This window comes from Streptomyces cylindrosporus (genome assembly GCF_022698165.1).
Classification (GTDB): Bacteria; Actinomycetota; Actinomycetes; order Streptomycetales; family Streptomycetaceae; genus Streptomyces; species Streptomyces cylindrosporus.
In genome coordinates this window covers 356963-372668 of sequence record NZ_JALDAY010000006.1, presented here as the reverse complement: position 1 = coordinate 372668, position 15706 = coordinate 356963, and the positions used below count along the sequence as shown (strand labels likewise).

At 71.6% G+C, this 15706-nt stretch carries 14 protein-coding genes; 4 read left to right on the top strand and 10 right to left on the bottom strand.

The window, feature by feature from the left end; translation table 11 throughout:
• Positions 1-13 precede the first annotated feature (13 nt).
• Positions 14-1465, top strand: a complete 1452-nt coding sequence (locus tag MQP27_RS21475) for an MFS transporter (RefSeq protein WP_242766912.1) — start codon at positions 14-16, stop codon at positions 1463-1465.
• Between the two features lie 53 nt (positions 1466-1518).
• On the opposite strand, the gene MQP27_RS21470 is transcribed toward MQP27_RS21475, so the two are convergent.
• From MQP27_RS21470 to MQP27_RS21425, 10 genes are all read right to left on the bottom strand, one after another.
• On the bottom strand, positions 1519-1830 hold the full coding sequence (locus MQP27_RS21470) for a hypothetical protein (RefSeq protein WP_242766911.1): 312 nt from the start codon (positions 1828-1830) through the stop codon (positions 1519-1521).
• A gap of 21 nt (positions 1831-1851) precedes the next feature.
• A complete protein-coding gene (locus tag MQP27_RS21465) occupies positions 1852-4194 on the bottom strand; it encodes a CaiB/BaiF CoA-transferase family protein (protein ID WP_242766910.1) in 2343 nt (780 codons plus the stop codon).
• Positions 4191-5162 (bottom strand): enoyl-CoA hydratase/isomerase family protein, encoded by a 972-nt coding sequence (locus MQP27_RS21460; protein ID WP_242766909.1) that lies wholly within the window; start codon positions 5160-5162, stop codon positions 4191-4193. The genes MQP27_RS21465 and MQP27_RS21460 overlap by 4 nt, the downstream gene beginning before the upstream one ends.
• 77 nt (positions 5163-5239) lie before the next feature.
• Complete coding sequence (locus MQP27_RS21455) at positions 5240-6364, bottom strand: M24 family metallopeptidase (protein ID WP_242766908.1); 1125 nt, start codon at positions 6362-6364, stop codon at positions 5240-5242.
• Positions 6354-7565, bottom strand: a complete 1212-nt coding sequence (locus tag MQP27_RS21450; protein WP_242766907.1) for a M24 family metallopeptidase — start codon at positions 7563-7565, stop codon at positions 6354-6356. The genes MQP27_RS21455 and MQP27_RS21450 overlap by 11 nt, the downstream gene beginning before the upstream one ends.
• A gap of 37 nt (positions 7566-7602) precedes the next feature.
• A complete protein-coding gene (locus tag MQP27_RS21445; RefSeq protein ID WP_242766906.1) occupies positions 7603-8766 on the bottom strand; it encodes an amidohydrolase family protein in 1164 nt (387 codons plus the stop codon).
• Between the two features lie 23 nt (positions 8767-8789).
• Entirely contained in the window at positions 8790-9587 is a 798-nt protein-coding gene (locus MQP27_RS21440) for an SDR family NAD(P)-dependent oxidoreductase (protein WP_242766905.1), read from the bottom strand.
• Complete coding sequence (locus tag MQP27_RS21435) at positions 9581-10807, bottom strand: cytochrome P450 (protein ID WP_242766904.1); 1227 nt, start codon at positions 10805-10807, stop codon at positions 9581-9583. The genes MQP27_RS21440 and MQP27_RS21435 overlap by 7 nt, the downstream gene beginning before the upstream one ends.
• Positions 10808-10826: 19 nt before the next feature.
• The gene (locus tag MQP27_RS21430) at positions 10827-11021 is read right to left on the bottom strand and encodes a ferredoxin (RefSeq protein ID WP_242766903.1); all 195 of its coding nucleotides are present in this window, start codon (positions 11019-11021) and stop codon (positions 10827-10829) included.
• A 199-nt stretch (positions 11022-11220) separates the two neighbouring features.
• The gene (locus tag MQP27_RS21425; RefSeq protein WP_242766902.1) at positions 11221-11871 is read right to left on the bottom strand and encodes a TetR/AcrR family transcriptional regulator; all 651 of its coding nucleotides are present in this window, start codon (positions 11869-11871) and stop codon (positions 11221-11223) included.
• 115 nt (positions 11872-11986) lie between these two features.
• Between MQP27_RS21425 and MQP27_RS21420 the strand changes: the two genes are divergently transcribed.
• The 3 genes from MQP27_RS21420 (at position 11987) to MQP27_RS21410 (ending at position 15647) form a co-directional block, all read left to right on the top strand.
• Entirely contained in the window at positions 11987-12640 is a 654-nt protein-coding gene (locus MQP27_RS21420; RefSeq protein ID WP_242766901.1) for a TetR/AcrR family transcriptional regulator, read from the top strand.
• Between the two features lie 34 nt (positions 12641-12674).
• Positions 12675-13850: an NAD(P)/FAD-dependent oxidoreductase gene (locus MQP27_RS21415; protein ID WP_242766900.1), complete on the top strand. Its 1176-nt coding sequence runs from the start codon at positions 12675-12677 to the stop codon at positions 13848-13850.
• Between the two features lie 126 nt (positions 13851-13976).
• Complete coding sequence (locus tag MQP27_RS21410; protein WP_242766899.1) at positions 13977-15647, top strand: FAD-binding protein; 1671 nt, start codon at positions 13977-13979, stop codon at positions 15645-15647.
• Positions 15648-15706 lie beyond the last annotated feature (59 nt).

Sequence of the window (15706 nt, the reverse complement as noted above, 5' to 3'; positions counted from 1 at the left end):
GAGAAGGACAGAGATGTCACCATCCCCAGACACCGCCACCGGTGTCCGCCCTGCCCGTCCCCTGCCGCTGCTGGTCGGACTGCTGGCCTTCGCGGCGGCCGCCGCGGGCTTCGCCGCCACGGCGCTGGTCGGCGCACTGCAAGTGCTGATCGTCCACTTCCGCACCGACCTCGACAACGCGGGCTGGGCGGTCAACGCGTTCATCCTGGTCGCCGCCGCCTCCGCCGTGGTCGGCGGGCGCGTCGGCGACCGCTACGGGCGGCGCAGGCTGCTCGTCGCCCTGCTGCTGGTCTCCACCGTCGGAGCCGCCATCAGCCTCGCCACCGACACCCTGTCCGGGGTCATCGCCGGGCAGGCGGTCGCGGGCGTGGCCGGCGGTGTCCTGCCGCTGTGCTTCGGCCTCGCCCGGGAAGCCCTCCCGTGGCAGAAGGTGCCGGTGGCCACCGCGGTGATCGCGGGAGCCGCGACGCTCGGCGGAGCGACCGGCGCCGTCGTCGCCGAGGCGATGGTCCAGTCACCGGGCTGGCGTTACCTCCTCGTCGTCACCGGCGCCGCCACCCTGCTCGCCGGTCTCGCCTGCATCCTGCTGCCCGGATCCGCCCGGGTCGGAGGAGGCGAGCGCGTCAACTGGCTCGCGGGCGTGGTGCTGGTCGCGGCGGTCTCCCTGGTGCTGTTCGGTGTTCAGGGCAGCATCACGCGGTCCTGGTCCGACGGGCGCACCATCGCCGGGATCGTGTGCGGCCTGGCGCTGTTGGCGCTCTGGGCCGCGTGGGAGCGGCGTGTCGAGCATCCCATGATCAACGTGCGGCTGCTCACGGGCCGGAAGACCGTACTGACGACGCTGGCGACCGCCGTGCTCGTGACCGGGATCGTCGGCGCGGCCGGTCTGCTGCTCCAAACGCTCATGCAGACACCGGAGTTGGCGCCCGTCGGCATCGGTCTGAGCGCGCGCGAGACGGTCTGGCTGCTGTTCGGCGTGGCTGCCCTCGGGCTGCTGCTGTCGCCGGTCGCCGGCTGGCTGGCCGCGCGGGCCGGCGCCCGGCAGTCACTGGTCGTCGGCAGCCTCTTCGGTGTCGTCAACGCGCTCTGCCTCGCGCTGTTCCACGACAGCGTCACCGGAGTCGTCGTCTCGGTCGCGTTCCTCGCCGTGGCGACGTCGTTCGTCCTGTCCGCGATCCCGATCCTCATCATGGAGGACACACCCGAGGAGAACACCAGTGAGGCGACCGGCCTGAACGTGGTCGTGCGCACGGTCTTCACGACCCTGGGCACCTCGCTCGCGACGTACTTCCTCAGCCACAACCTCGTGCCCCGGACGCCGTTCAGCAGCAGCGACGCGTTCAGTCAGGGATTCACCCTCATCGGGGCCTGCTCCGCCGCCGGGTTCGTCCTGGCCCTGTTCATCCGCTCGGGAGAGCGCTCCGGAGCCGCGGCCCCCTCGGCCGCTCTGGCGACCAAGGCGTGAACCCGAGGGATCCCGCACCCACCTGCGGGATCCCCGGGCGTTCTCGGCGCCCGTCAGTCGGACGCGGGCAGCGGCTTGGCGCTCTTGACGCGCAGGGGCGTACCGCCCACCGCGAGAGTGCCCTTGCCGGGCCTGGTGCACAGCAGCTCGACGGTGCCGTCCTCGGTGGCGTACCGCTTGCCCAGCAGCGTTCCCGTCGACCGGTCCGGATCCGGGGCCTGTCGGGGTGTGGGGTCGGCCTGGGTGGGATCGACCATCGGCGAGCCCCCGCACGTCACTTCCTGATCGCCCGCCGCCCAGCGGACCACCACGACGCTGGTGCTGTCCACGGTGCTCGCGAGCATCATCCCGATGCGTGGTGTCATCTCATTCCCTCTGTACGTCGCCTACCGGGCCGGTGCCCGGCCGATGATCCCGTCGGACTCCAACGCGGCGATCTCCCGCTCCGAGAGCCCGAGTCCGGCCAGCAGTTCCCGGTTGTGCTCACCGAGCAGCGGGGCGGGGCGCACATGGTGGCGCTCGGGGCCCCGGGACAGCCGTACCGGCAGAGTGCTGTAGCGGGCCCTGCCGCTCACGGGGTGGTCGACCTCCTCAAAGAAGCCGCGGAAGCGCAGCTGCTCCAACTCGGCCTGGCGGTGCGGCTGGAGGACCTTGCCCACCGGGACGCCGGCGGCCCAGAGGCCGTCGACGACGGTGTCGGCGGTGCGCTCGGCGCACCAGGCGGAGAGGTGGGCGTCGATGGTGTCGTGGTGTGCGCGCCGTCCCGCGGCGGTGGCGAGGTCGGGGTCGGTCGTCCAGTCGGGTCGGCCCAGGGCCTCGCACAGTGCCTGCCACTGTTCGTCGGTGGCCACGGCGATCGCCACCCAGGAGTCGTTCCCGCCGAATTCGTCGGTGTCCGCGGTCCGGTAGAGGTTCTGCGGGGCCGCGGACGGCCCCCGGTTGCCGGCCCGCTCCAGCAGGGCGCCGTACGCCGAGTGCTCGATGACCTGCTCGGCGGCCACGTTGAGGGCCGCGTCGACCATGGCCGCCTCCACCAGCATGCCCTCGCCGGTGCGGCGCCGGTGCTGCAGCGCCAGGAGCAGGCCGACCAGGGCGTGCAGGCCCGCGTTGGGGTCGCCGATCGAGTAGGGCTCGACGGGGTTCTGGTCGGGATGGCCGGTCAGCCAGGTCAGGCCCGAGGCGTCCTCGATGACGAAGGCGAAGGCCGCGTTGTCGCGCCACGGCCCGTCGAGCCCGAAGCCGGGCATGCGCACCACGATCGCGTCGGGGCGCACGGCACGTATCGCCTCGTAGTCCAGGCCGAGTTGGTCCAGCACCCGGGGCGTGTAGTTCTCGACCACCACGTCGCAGGTCTCGATCAGCCGCCGCAGCACCTCTCGGCCGCGCTCGGTCCGGACGTCGAGCGTCAGGCTCTTCTTGTCGGTGTTCAGGCCCGCGAAGATCGGCGACCGCTCCCACCACTGCTCCACACTCGGCGGCACCCCGGCGATGAGCCGGGTCCCGTCGGGACGCGCGGTGGCCTCCAGGTGGATCACCTCCGCACCGAGCATCGCGAGGGCGTGGGTGCAGGAGGGGCCGGCCCAGAAGGCGGTCATGTCCAGGACCCGCAGACCGCCGAAGGACAGGCCCGGCTCGGCGGCCCGCCGGGCGGTACGGCGCTTCGGCGTGTGCTCGCCGAGCCGCGGGGCCGGACCGGGCGGGCGGAGTACGTCCGGGTGCAGGCGATACGGGGGGCCGGGCTGGAGGAAGCCGTCGCGCGGGTTGCGCAGAAAGGTGCCCCGTGCGTCGAAGTGGTCCATGGAGGCGGCGCTCGCGCCGTTGACGACGGGGGAGTTGGGGATGCGGAACGCCGTGGCGAGCTCGCGGATCTCGGCGGTCGTACGGGCCGCGATCCACTCCTGGATCACCGGGGCCACCTCGGTGGCCCGCGCGACGATCGAGAAGGGGTTCTCCTCGTCGATCCACTCCGGGTGCCCGACCATCGCGCACAGGTCGAAGAACTGCTGGGCCGTGGCGCACCCGAGCGCCACAAGGCCGTCCTTGGCGGCGGCCACGCCCGGCATGTTGAGCCTGCGTGCCTGCTGCCAGGGACGCCCGAGCATCTCCCAGAAGGTCACCGGGTGATAGGTGAACGTCATGATGTGCGCCTCGAGCATGGAGAGGTCGACGAGTTCACCCCCTCCGCGCATACGGGAGGCCAGGGTGGCGGCCGCCGCGTACGCGCCCGAGGTCCAGTCGCCGGCCTGTCCGCCCACGCAGACCGGCGCCCGCTCCGGGTCGCCCCGCCCCAGCCCGATGATCCCGCCGGACCAGGCCTGCAGGGTGAACTCGGTGGCCGGACGGTCCCGCCACGGCCCGTCGAGCCCGAACGGCGTGATCGAGGTGACGACCAGATGAGGGTACGTGCGGTGGATCTCCCGCGGGTCGAGCGGTGAGCCCGGCGACCACACCGCAACGTCCGCCGACTCCAGGAGCTCCCGCACCAGGTCCGGTTCGGCCACGACGCTCTCCTTGGAGCAGGCCAGGAAGCTGAAGAGGGCCCCGTCGCGGCCGGGCTGGATCGGGGCGCCGGACGCCGACCACCGTCGTAGCGGATCGCCTTCCGGGGCCTCGGCCTTGACCACCTGCGCGCCGCCGTCGGCCAGCAGCTTGGTGCAGTAGGCGCCGGCGATGCCCGTGGAGAGGTCGGCCACGACCCAGTCGCCGAGCGGCGGTTCGGGGGAGGTCATGACTCGTTCCCGCGCCTGCGGCCCGACTTGCTGAGCCGGAAGTCGGGAGGGAAGCGGTCGTCGTTGCCGCGCACCGCGTTGGCGATGCCTCCGTCGACCGTCTCCTCGTCGAGCATCAGGTCGTTGCCGTCGGCCCGGGCGATCCCGCCGATCGACTCGAAGAGACCGGTGAGCAGCGAACCCATGTACTCGCCCTGGTGCTGCTTGAAGATCTCGAAGAAGACCTTCTGCATGAACACGGTGTCGGTCGGCCGGGTGCGCGCGCAGGCCAGCGCGTACTTCTCCACCTCCGCCTCCAACTCGGCCCGCGGGACCACGGAGTTGAGGAAGTTGCACTCGTACATCTCGCGGGCGGTGAACGGGCGGCCGGTGAAGACCATCTCCTGGAACTTCCTCAGGCCCATCGTCTGCGCCCAGCTCCACATCCGCGGCGCCCAGCCGATGTAGCGGAAGGAGGGGTGGCCGAAGAGGGCGTCGTCGGAGGAGATCACCAGGTCGGCGTCGGCGGCCTGGTAGAAGTGCCAGCCGTAGCAGTAGCCCTTGACCTCCAGGATGCTGATCTTCTTGAAGTCCTGCAGGCTCCGGCAGCCGCCCCGGGGGTTCGCGTACCACTGGGAGGGGGTGCCGCCGTAGCGGTAGGAGCCCTTGGGGGGATAGCGGACGTCCTCGTCCTCGCCGATGCCCTCTTCCGCCAGGAGCGGTCCGGCCGTCGGCGCGGCGTGCATCTCCATGGTCTCGGCGATGTCGGCGCCCGAGCCGAGGTCGTCGCCGACACCCCGGATCACCAGGACCTTCACCTCGTCGTCGACGTTGGCCCGGTGCAGCAGGTCCGCGAAGCGCAGCCGGGCCGCCGCGGTCGGCGCGTTGAGGGCGTCGGGCCGGTCCAGGGTGAGGGTGGCGATCCTGGTCTTGGGGTCCTTCTCGTAGCGGATGATCTCTTCCGCGGAGGGACGCGTGCTGTCAGCCATGTGCGGGGGTTCCTTTCCCGGCCGCGTGCAGGGGCGCGGGGCAGGACCGGAGCGGTCGGTCCTGCCCCGCGCGGGGATTACGGCTTCCAGTGGGGACTCGACGTGAGCAGCTCGGCCCCGTCGGCGGTGATGAGCACGGCCTCACGGCCCAGGACGGCTCCGACGCCCTCCTGCCAGACGTAGCCGGTCACGGCGAGCGCCATGCCGGGTTCGAGGCGTTCCTCGGCCGCCGTCTGCGGCAGGCCGGAGGCGACGACCGGCGGGTCGAAGCCCAGGCCGAGGCCGCGCGCGACGGGCATCGGGGGCAGTGGTTCACCCGCCGTGTCGTAGGCGGCGAGCAGATCGGCGGCCGGGGCTCCGGGCCGGCAGGCGTCGTAGAGACCGCCCCACAGGTCGGCCCAACGCCGGTACAGCGCACGGGTGTCGGGGGAGTTCCCGCCGTCGGCCGGCCAGGTGCGGCCGACCTCGCCGATGTAGCCGCCCGCGACCACGCCCGAGGTGAAGGCGACGAGGTCGCCCGGGCCCACCCGGCCGTCCGTGCCGGCCTTGCGCCAGGGGTGATCCCGCGAGGTCACCCAGGCAACCTCCTGCGTCGCCGGAGTGCTCACACCGCCGGCGGCCGCAGCCTCCAGCAGGACGCCGGTGAGGTGCTGCTCGGTGACGCCGGGGCGCAGTTCGGCGACCGCCGTGGCCAGACTGGCCTCGGCCACCGCGAGGGACTCGCGCAGCGCCACGATCTCCTCGGCGGTCTTGACCCGGCGGGCGGCCCGCATGGCCGGTTCGCCGTCGACCAGCTCGGCCTTGGGACAGGCCATCGGCAGCAGCTGCGCGAACAGCGGCGAGATGGAGTCCGTGCCGACTCGCAGGGCGGTGCCCGTGCCCTCGATGCCCTGCAGCGCCGTCACCCAGTTCATCGGGTTCCAGGTCAGGCCGTACAGGTGCTCGCGGGGGATGTCGTCGGGCAGCCCCTCGTCCCAGGTCATGAGCGCGTGGACGGCGCCGGTGGCGCGGACCAGCACGGCAGCGGGCGCGAAGGGGCGGGTGCCCGCGGTCCACAGGCTCCGGGTGCCGGTGACGTAACGGACGTTGGCCTCCCGTCCCAGCACGAGGACGTCGAGGTCATGGGCGGCCATCTGTGCCAGCGCGCGCTCCCGCCGCCCGACGCGGAGAGCCCGGTCGTCCGGCAGGACCTCAGTCGCCATAAGGGGCGTAGGAATAGTCGGTCAGGGCCGTGAAGCCCTCTTCCTCGATCACGAGAACCTCCTCGCTGCGGTAGCCGCCGGTGCCGTCCTCCCAGACGACCGGTTCGAGGACGAGCACCATGCCGGCCTCCAGGACCAGCTGCTCGTCGAACTCCTCGCCCAGGTCGGTGCCGACGAAGGGCATCTCGGCGGGGTCCACGCCCATGCCGTGGGCGAGGTAGAAGTGGGGGAGCCAGGGCTTGGTGCCGCCGTTCGCGGCGATGGCCGCCCTGGTCAGGTCGGAGGCGGTGGCGCCCGCCCGCAGTACGTCCTTCACCGCGGAGTGGATGTCCCACCACTTGCGGAACTGCGCCCGCTGGCGCGGATCTGGATCCCGGCCGACGATCCAGGTCCGGCCGAAGTCGGAGCAGTACCCGGCGTACGTGATGCTCACATCGGTCCACAGCACGTCGCCCGCGGCCAGCTCCCGCTCGGTCGTCAGCAGCGGCAGGGCGAGGTCGCCGTGGGTGGTCCACACGCCCTCGGCCCTGCTGTTCGGCATCACCTGCCAGATGGGGTCGAGGACGTTGGCCTGGGCGCCGTGCTCGTAGGCCTGCCGTACGAAGCCGGCCGACAGGTCGATCTGCCGCATGCCCGGCGCGAGCGAGCCCTCGATGCCGGCCATGGCCCGCTCGGTGATGCGCAACGCCGTGCGGATGCAGGCCAGTTCGTCGGGGGTCTTGATCAGCTTGGCCACCGCCAGGACCATCGAGGCGTCGCCGGGCGGCCCGCCCGGGAACAGGGCCTTGTCCGCCCTGCGCATCGCACCGGTCAGCTCGTCGGCCGCGACCCGCGCCCCCTCCGGCAGCAGCTCGGCGAGAACGGCGGCGAAGCTCTGTACCCCTTCGTCGTACTCCGGATAGACCGGCGGATGGACATGGTCGGCGGGCAGTGACGGCTCGCCCGGGGTGCCTTCGCGGAACGGCATGAACAGGTGCGGCCACGGGTCGTCCGCCACCACCACGGCGACGGGCCGGTCCGCGTGGGCCAGGCCGGAGTCGCCCAGCGGCCAGCTCACCCCGGTCGCATAGCTCACCGCCGTGTTGCCGAGCAGGACCAGAGCGTCGACGCCCTGGTCGGTCATGGCCGCCCGCAGCCGTGCGCCGCGTTCCCGGCTCATCCGGTCCAGGTCGGGTTCGGCCGGGATGTCGATGACGGTCATCGCCGCCTCCGTTGCGAGGTCATGGGTCCGGACGGCCTCACAGGCCGAGGTATTCCTTGACGTTGCCGCCGACGATGCGCGCCGCCTTCTCCGGTCCCACGGCGTCCACGACCAGGCCGATCGACTTCTCGGAGTAGCCGAACGTGCTCTCGTTGTGCGGGTAGTCGGCGGACCACATGACCCGGTCCACCCCGATGTCCTCCAGGAGCTTCAGCCCGAGCGGGTCGACCATGAAGGACGCGTACATGTGGTGGTCCCAGTAGTACTGGACGTCGTGCTCCAACGGCCGGTCCAGCATGTGCCGGTAGGAGGCGAGGATGTGCTTGGCGTCCTGGAGGGCGGAGGGAACCCAGTTCGCGCCGCCCTCGAACCAGCCGACGCGCAGGCCCGGATGGCGGTCGAGGATGCCGCTGAAGACGTACTTCGCCCACACCTCGCGGAACGGCGACACGTTGACGACCATGCCGACGGCGATCGCGTTGGACTCGCAGGGGGACTTCAGCGTGCTCTCGCCGATGTGGTGCGAGACCGGCAGCCCCGACTCCTCGATGGCCTCCCAGACCGGGTCCATCCTGGTGCTCGCGTAGTCGATGGGGTTGCCCTCCAGGTCGTTGCCCGGATTCATCGGCATGAGGAAGGTCCTGATCCCGTAGCCCTTCAGCTCCTCCAGGGTCCTGCGCGCGCCTTTGCCGTCCCACCAGTTGATGAGCCCGACGCCGTAGAAGCGGCCCTCGGCACGTTCCTGCAGTCCCGCGACGTACTCGTTGTAGATGCGGAAGGTGAGCTCGCGGACCTCCGGGTCCGGGTAGAAGAACATCGCCAACAGAGCGTTGGGGAAGGCGAGTTCCCGCTGGATGCCGTCGGAGGCGAGTTCCGCCATCCGGCCCTCGATGTTGTTCGAGCCGGAACCGGTCAGCGGGTCGTACTGCATGAGGACGCTGCTGAACTCCTTGGGCAGGAACGACTGTCCGCCCATGCCGAGCTCGTAGGCGCCGTCCTCGTACCAGATCCGCGGGGCCTGGTCCTTGAGCCGCTCGGGGAACCTGTCGACGAAGATGTCCTCGGCGAGCGAGATGTGGTTGTCGGCGGAGAAGATCTCGGTTCCTGGCGGGAGGTGAAGGTCGCTGCCGGTGTGGCCTTGGCGGTCCTTCGGTGCGCCCAGTCCCTCGGGCGGGTACAGCGTGTCTGCCTGGCTGGACATCGTCGTCCTTCCCTGGTTCGGTCCTACGGAGCCGGGGCGGGCCGCGTCGGCTTGAGGCCCGCGGTGGTGCCGCCGTCGATGGTCAGCACGGTTCCGGTGACGTGCTGTGAGCGGTCGCCGCCCAGGTAGGCGACGGCCTCGGCCACGTCCTCGGGGGTGCCCGGGCGCGGCAGCGGCTGCATGGCCGCCATGTGGGCGCGGATGCGGTCGGTCATCTCGTCGGTCGCGGTCGCGGAGGCCAGCAGCCCGGTGGGGATGCCGCCCGGCGCGACACAGTTGACGCGGATGCCGTGCTCGGCGAGGTCGAGGGCCGCGCACTTGGTGAAGTGGATGACGGCCGCCTTCGAGGCGCGGTACGTCAGCACGCTGGGGCCGGCCTGCACACCGCCGACGGAGCTGATGTTGACGATGGAGCCGCCGCCGTGCGCCGCCATGTGCCGGGCCGCCTCCCGCGTTCCCGTCATCACGCCGAGCAGGTTGACCGACAGCACGCGCTGGAAGTCCGCGAAGTCCTCCTCCAGGAGGCTCGCGTGCATCGCGCCGGAGACGCCCGCGTTGTTGACCATCAGGTGCAGCCCGCCGAACTCGCCGACGGCGACGGCGACGAGGTCCCTGACCTGCTCGGGGACCGCGACATCGGTGTACCGGAACCGCACGTCCGCCCCGAGCTCCTTGGCCAGCGCCTCGCCGGCGTCCCGGTCGACGTCGGCCACGACGACCCGGGCCCCGTCCGCCAGGAGCCGCTCCACGCTCGCGCGCCCGAGGCCCGAGGCACCGCCCGTGACCACGGCGACCGTCCCCGCGGCCGGCGCGCTCACCATGTCACCGGCAGCGTGTACACGCCGTAGGCGAGCCGGTCGTGTTTGAACTGGATCTCGTCGCGCTCCACGGCGAGGGCCAGGGTGGGGACGCGGCGGAAGAGCGTGCAGTAGACGATCTGGAGTTCCACGCGGGCGAGTTGCTGTCCGACGCACTGGTGGATGCCGAAGCCGAACGCGTTGTGGTGCCGGGCGTTGGCCCGGCGCAGGTCCATCACGTCGGGCTCGGGGAAGACGTCGGCGTCCCGGTTGGCGCTGAAGAGTTCGATGATGATGCCCTCGCCGGCCCGGATCGTCTCGCCGGCGATCTCGATGTCCTCCTTGGCGATGCGCCGCTGGCCGCCGTGGATGATGCCCAGGTAGCGCAGCAGCTCCTCCACCGCGCCCGCCACCACCTTCGGGTCGTCCGTGTCGCGCAGGAGTGCCAGCTGCTCGGGGTGTTCCAGGAGCGCGGCGGTGGCGAGGCCGATCATGTTGGCGCTGGTCTCGTGCCCCGCGATGAGCAGCCCGAGGCCCATCATGGCCGCCTCGGCGACGGTGATGTCGCCTGCGTTGACGCGGGCGGCGATGTCGGAGAGGGCGTCGTCCGCGGGTTCGGCGGCCTTCTTCTCGACGAGCTGGACCAGGTAGCCGTTGAGCGCCCCGAAGGTGCGCATGCTCTCCTCGGCGGACACGTTGTGGGCGATCCCGCGGGCCGCGTTCTCCTGGAAGAAGTCGTGGTCCTCGTACGGCACCCCCAGCAGCTCGCTGATCATCAGCGTGGGCAGCGGCAGTGCCAGTGCCTCGACGAGGTCGGCCGGCTTCGGCCCGGCGAGCATCCGGTCGATGAGATCGTCGGTGATCTTCTGGATGGTGGGGCGCAGCGCCTCGACCCGCTTGAGGGTGAAGGGTCCCGTCATGATCCGGCGGTATCGGGTGTGCTCGGGGGCGTCGGAGTTGAAGACGGACCGCGGGCGGTACTCGACGGCGGCCGCCATGCCCTCGTGCCAGTGCGGGAAGCCGGGCAGCCGCTCGTCGACGCTCACCCGCGGATCGCCGAGCAGGGTCCGCTGGGCGGCGTGACCGGTCACGATCCAGGGTGTGCTGCCGTCCCAGATCCGCACCCTGGCCAGCGGCTTGTCGTCGGTGAGCGCCCGCAGCGCCGGTGGCGGGTCGAACGGGCAGCCCGCCGCCCGCGGCATCGGCCACTCGGGCGCCTCGGCTTCGGGAAGTACGTCGGACATCGTCATCCTCGGGGGGTCGTCAGTCTTCGATGTGGATCGCCAGCGCCGGGCAGACGGCGGCCGCGTACCGGACGTCGTCGGCCAGATCGGCGGCCGGCTCCTCGGTCAGCAGGACGACGACTCCGTCCTCGTCGCGCTGGTCGAACACGTCCGGCGCGGTGGCCACGCACTGGCCGGCCGCAACGCACTTGTCCTGTTCGACGGTTACTTTCACGGGGCCGCTCCTCGTCGCCGCGGGCACGGCGGAGCCTTCGTATCGACCGTGTGGGAAAAGGGAGTTGAGCGGCCGGAACCCGTCCCGGCTCCGTCGACCGCGCCTCCGAGTGAACTCCCGCTCAGAAGCTAAGTCAATCGGTTGATTCAAAATCTCTTGAGACAGGTGGACGGGTTCCGTGAAGAGGGCTGACGGACCGTCAAGACCCTTCGGTGACCGGTGCCGTCCAGATCCCGACGATGGCGTCGATCATGCCGGTGGCCGCGTCGTGCCAGCTCGCCCGGGGTGTCGGGGTGCCCAGCGCGAGGGCGCGCTCGCGGTCCGCGCACATGTGCAGGATCACGTGCCGCGTCATGGCGATCCGCTCGGCCCGCACCTCGGCCGGCAGCTCCGGCAGGCAGCGGTGCAGACCGGTGAGGATCCGCCGCCACACGGGAGCGCTGAGCGTCTCGTCCACGACGATCTCGTGCAGGGCCGGATCGGCCATCACCTGCGCGCTGAACCGGGCGAACCACGTGGGACTGCCCAGCTCCGCCAGATAGGTCGGCGTCGGCCGCACCAGGCAGGCCACCCAGTCCCGCAGTTCGGCCGAGTCGCCGGTCTCGGCCAGCAACCGCTCGGTGACGCGCTCCAGCCGCTCGGTGTGGTGGTGGGCGATCGCCCGGACCAGGTCCGCCTTGGTGCCGAAGTGGTACCCGACGACAGCGGTGTTGCCCTGCCCCGCGGCCTCACTGATCTGACGGTTCGACACCGCGTTGACCCCGCGCTCGGCGAACAGCCGCTCCGCGGTGGTCCGGATGGCCTCCCGGGTCGCGCGGACCTGCTCGGCCCGGACACTTCTCCCCGCCATGGCCACCACCGTACCGGGAGGGTCCACCGCCGCACACTGGACAGAAATCAATCGGGTGATTTAAGTTTTGGGGCGCGACGGCACACGGGGGTGAGGACCGCACACGGGGGTGGGGATGGCGAGCGGCACCAGGCGGGACGAGCAGGTCAGGGCGACCCGGCAGGCACTGCTGGACGCGGCGGAGCGCCTGTTCGCCGAGCACGGGGTGCACGCGGTCGGCAACCGCCAGATCAGCGAGGCCGCAGGCCAGGGCAACAACACCGCGGTCGTCTACCACTTCGGCACCAAGGCGGACGTGGTGCGGGCCCTCATTCGCAGACACGCCGAACGCATCGAGGTCCTTCGCATGCGGATGCTGGAGGACATCGGCGACTCCGCGGACCTGCGCGACTGGGTGGACTTGTCCGTCCGCTCCGTCACCGAGCACCAGGAGGAACTCGGCTGCCCCAGCTGGTACGCCCGATTCATCGCCCAGGTCTCCGCCGACCCCGCCCTCTACACGGTCGCGGAGGAGGAGTTCTACGCCGTCTCCCCGGGCCTGCGGGCCGCGGAGGAAGGCCTGACGCGCTGTGTGCCGGACCTGTCCGAGGGGGTGCGGGCCGAACGTGCCGTCATGACACGGCACTTGATCGTGCAGATGTGCGTCGAGCGGGAACGGGCCCTCGCCGCCGGCGCCCGCCCGCTCCGCCCGACCTGGCACGAAGCCGCCACCGGCCTCGTCGACGCGATCGTCGCGCTGTGGCAGTCACCGGTGACGCACGAGCCCTGACCGGCAACTCCCCTACCGAGAAGGCGGGATGCCCATGCGCGCTGAACCGAACCGGATCGTGGTCGTGGGCGCCTCGGCCGCCGGCCTCACCGCCGTCGAGACCCTGCGCCGCGAGGGGTACGACGGCACGCTCACCCTCCTCGGCGACGAGTCCCGTCCGCCGTACGACCGCCCGCCCCTGTCCAAGCAACTCCTCACCGGCCAGTGGCCCGCCGACCGTCTCGCCCTGCGCTCCGCGACCGCCCTCGACGCACTCGGCCTGGACTTCCGCCCGCACACCCCGGCCACCGGCCTGGACGCGACCGGCCGTGCCGTACACCTGACCGACGGGACCCAACTGCCGTACGACGCACTGGTCGTCGCCACCGGAGTACGCCCCCGACGCCTTCCCGGGCACGGCGCCCACGTCCTGCGCACCCTCGACGACGCCCTCGCGCTGCGCGAGGAACTGCGGCCCGGGCGCCGGCTGATCGTGGTCGGGGCCGGCTTCCTCGGTGCGGAGGCCGCCGCCGTGGCCCGCTCCCGCGGCTGCGAGGTGGTCCTCCTCGAACCCGCCCCCGTCCCGCTGGCGCACGCGGTGGGGGAGTCCGTCGGGAAGGTGCTGGCCCAGGCGCACCTGGACCACGGAGTGACCCTGCGCTGCGGCGTCGCGGTCACCGAAGTCGCCCCGGACGGCGTGCGGTTGGCGGACGGAGAGACGGTGCGCGGCGACGCGGTGCTCGTCGCGGTCGGCTGCCGGCCGAACACCGAATGGCTGGCGGGCAGCGGGCTCACCGTGGCCGACGGCGTGGTGTGCGACGAGTACTGCCGGGCCGCACCGGAGGTGTACGCGGCCGGTGACGTCGCGCGCTGGCACAACCCCCTGTTCGGCGTCCCGATGCGCGTCGAGCACCGCACCAACGCCGCCGAGCAGGCCATGGCCGCCGCGCGCAACCTGCTGCGGCCGGAGAGCTCCAAGCCGTTCGCGCCGGTGCCGTACTTCTGGTCCGACCAGTACGACATGCGCGTCCAGGCGTACGGATGGCTGCGCGGCTACGACGAAGTCACCGTGGTGGAAGGCGACTTGACGGAGCGTCGGTTCGTGGCCGCCTACCGGGGAGGCGACCGGCTCGTCGGCGCGCTCGCGGTCGGCATGCCGCCCAAGGCGCTCCTGCGATGGCGGCAGGACATCGCGGCGCGGGCGCCCTGGACGGACGTCGCGAGGCCCTAGACGTCGGTCCCCGTTCCACTCGGTCGGCCTGTTCCACTCAGCGGGAGCGCGAAGCCGGTGCGCTGATCGCCCGCACCTACGGTTGGCGCACCTGTCCGCATCCGAGGAGTGGAGGAGGCAGGTCCATTGACCGGCTGGGATCATGTGACGGACTTCCTGGTGGTCGGCAGCGGTGCGGGCGTCGTGGGAGCGGTGCGGGCACGCGCGCTCGGCAAGGACGTTCTCGTCGTGGAGAAGACCGACAGGTTCGGCGGGTCCACCTGTATGTCGGGCGGCGTCATGTGGCTGCCCCACAACCCGCTCATGCGCCGCGAGGGCGTCTCCGACTCGTTCGACGAGGCACTGCGCTACTTCGAGACCGTCGTCGGCGACGCGGGACCGGCCTCGTCCGACGCCCGCCGGCGGGCCTACCTCCGCGCCGGTGTCGAGATGGTCGACTTCCTGGAGTCCGAGGGCGTGGAGTTCCGGCGCTGCGAGGGCTACAGCGACTACTACTCCGGCGTGCGGGGCTGCGAGGGGGGTTCGGCGCGCGGCAGGTCGATCGAGGCGAAGGCCTTCGACAAGAACCGGCTCGGGCCGTGGGGGGACCGGATCCGCCTCGGATTCTCGGGCGGCCTCACCGTCTACACCGGTGAGGCCGGCCCCATGATGCTGATGCGGACCCGGATCGGGCTCGCGGTCCTGGCCCGCGTCGGGATGCGTACGGCCCTCGGCCGGATCCGCCGCCGGCGGCTCGTGACCAACGGGGCCGCCCTGACCGCCCGCCTCCTCCAGGTGCTGCTGCGTCAGGGCGCCGACGTGTGGCTGGAGTCCGCGCTCGCCGACCTCGTCGTGGAGGACGGCCGGGTCGTCGGCGCGGCCCTGCGGCAGAACGGCCGTGAGGTGCGGGTCCGGACCCGGGACGGCGTCCTGCTGGCCGCTGGCGGCTTCGCCCGCAACGCGGAGATGCGCGAGGAGTACGGGGGAGGGCGGCCCACCTCGGCCACCTGGACCTCGGCCAACCCCGGCGACACCGGGGAGGTGATCCGCATCGCCATGGCGCGGGGTGCCGCCACGGACATGCTGGACGAGGCCTGGTGGATGCCCTCGTGGATGATGCCCGACGGCACCCCCGCCATGTGCCTGTCCGAGCGCAGCAAGCCGGGCGCGATCGTCGTCGACGCGCAGGGCCGGCGCTACTTCAACGAGGCGGTCGCCTACCAGGAGGCCGGCCAGCAGATGTACGCGCACGAGCTGGAGTCCGGCGGCGCTGTGCCCTCCTGGCTCGTCGTCGACTCCCGGCACCGCGGCCACTACCCGTTCGGCATGTCCCCGCCCGGCCGGACACCCACGGAGTGGATCACCAGCGGCGCGATGAAACGCGCCGACACCCTCGAAGAACTCGCCCGCCGGTGCGGCATCGACGCCGGAGGCCTCCTCAAGACGGTCGAGCGCTTCAACCGCTTTGCCGAGACCGGCGTCGACGAGGACTTCCACCGGGGCGAAGGAGACCACGAGAAGTATTACGGCGACGTGACCCACAGCCCAAATCCCTGCCTCGGTCTGGTGTCGAAGTCGCCCTACTATGCGGTGGCCCTGTATCCCGGCGACATCGGAACCAGCGGGGGAATTCTCTGCGACGAATTCGCGCGCGTCCTCGACACCGAAGGAGCGCCGATAGCGGGCCTCTACGCAACCGGCAACTGCACCGCGTCCGTAATGGGGCGAAAGTACCTGGGTGCCGGGGCCAGCATTGCCGCATCGGCGGTTTTCGGCTATATCGCCGCTGATCACGCCACATCCCTGACGCGGCCCTGACTTTTCCCTGACAGCACCTGTGTTTCCGGCGCGTTGCGGAACCGCCTGCCAAGTAAAGG

Bases quoted from the DNA above. Each gene is read 5' to 3' on its own strand.
- MQP27_RS21475 (WP_242766912.1), top strand. From the start codon at position 14: ATGTCACCATCCCCAGACACCGCCACCGGTGTCCGCCCTGCCCGTCCC.
- MQP27_RS21450 (WP_242766907.1), bottom strand. From the start codon at position 7,565: ATGACCGTCATCGACATCCCGGCCGAACCCGACCTGGACCGGATGAGC.
- MQP27_RS21465 (WP_242766910.1), bottom strand. From the start codon at position 4,194: ATGACCTCCCCCGAACCGCCGCTCGGCGACTGGGTCGTGGCCGACCTC.
- MQP27_RS21415 (WP_242766900.1), top strand. From the start codon at position 12,675: ATGCGCGCTGAACCGAACCGGATCGTGGTCGTGGGCGCCTCGGCCGCC.
- MQP27_RS21470 (WP_242766911.1), bottom strand. From the start codon at position 1,830: ATGACACCACGCATCGGGATGATGCTCGCGAGCACCGTGGACAGCACC.
- MQP27_RS21440 (WP_242766905.1), bottom strand. From the start codon at position 9,587: ATGGTGAGCGCGCCGGCCGCGGGGACGGTCGCCGTGGTCACGGGCGGT.
- MQP27_RS21455 (WP_242766908.1), bottom strand. From the start codon at position 6,364: ATGGCGACTGAGGTCCTGCCGGACGACCGGGCTCTCCGCGTCGGGCGG.
- MQP27_RS21425 (WP_242766902.1), bottom strand. From the start codon at position 11,871: ATGGCGGGGAGAAGTGTCCGGGCCGAGCAGGTCCGCGCGACCCGGGAG.
- MQP27_RS21445 (WP_242766906.1), bottom strand. From the start codon at position 8,766: ATGTCCAGCCAGGCAGACACGCTGTACCCGCCCGAGGGACTGGGCGCA.
- MQP27_RS21435 (WP_242766904.1), bottom strand. From the start codon at position 10,807: ATGTCCGACGTACTTCCCGAAGCCGAGGCGCCCGAGTGGCCGATGCCG.
- MQP27_RS21420 (WP_242766901.1), top strand. From the start codon at position 11,987: ATGGCGAGCGGCACCAGGCGGGACGAGCAGGTCAGGGCGACCCGGCAG.
- MQP27_RS21460 (WP_242766909.1), bottom strand. From the start codon at position 5,162: ATGGCTGACAGCACGCGTCCCTCCGCGGAAGAGATCATCCGCTACGAG.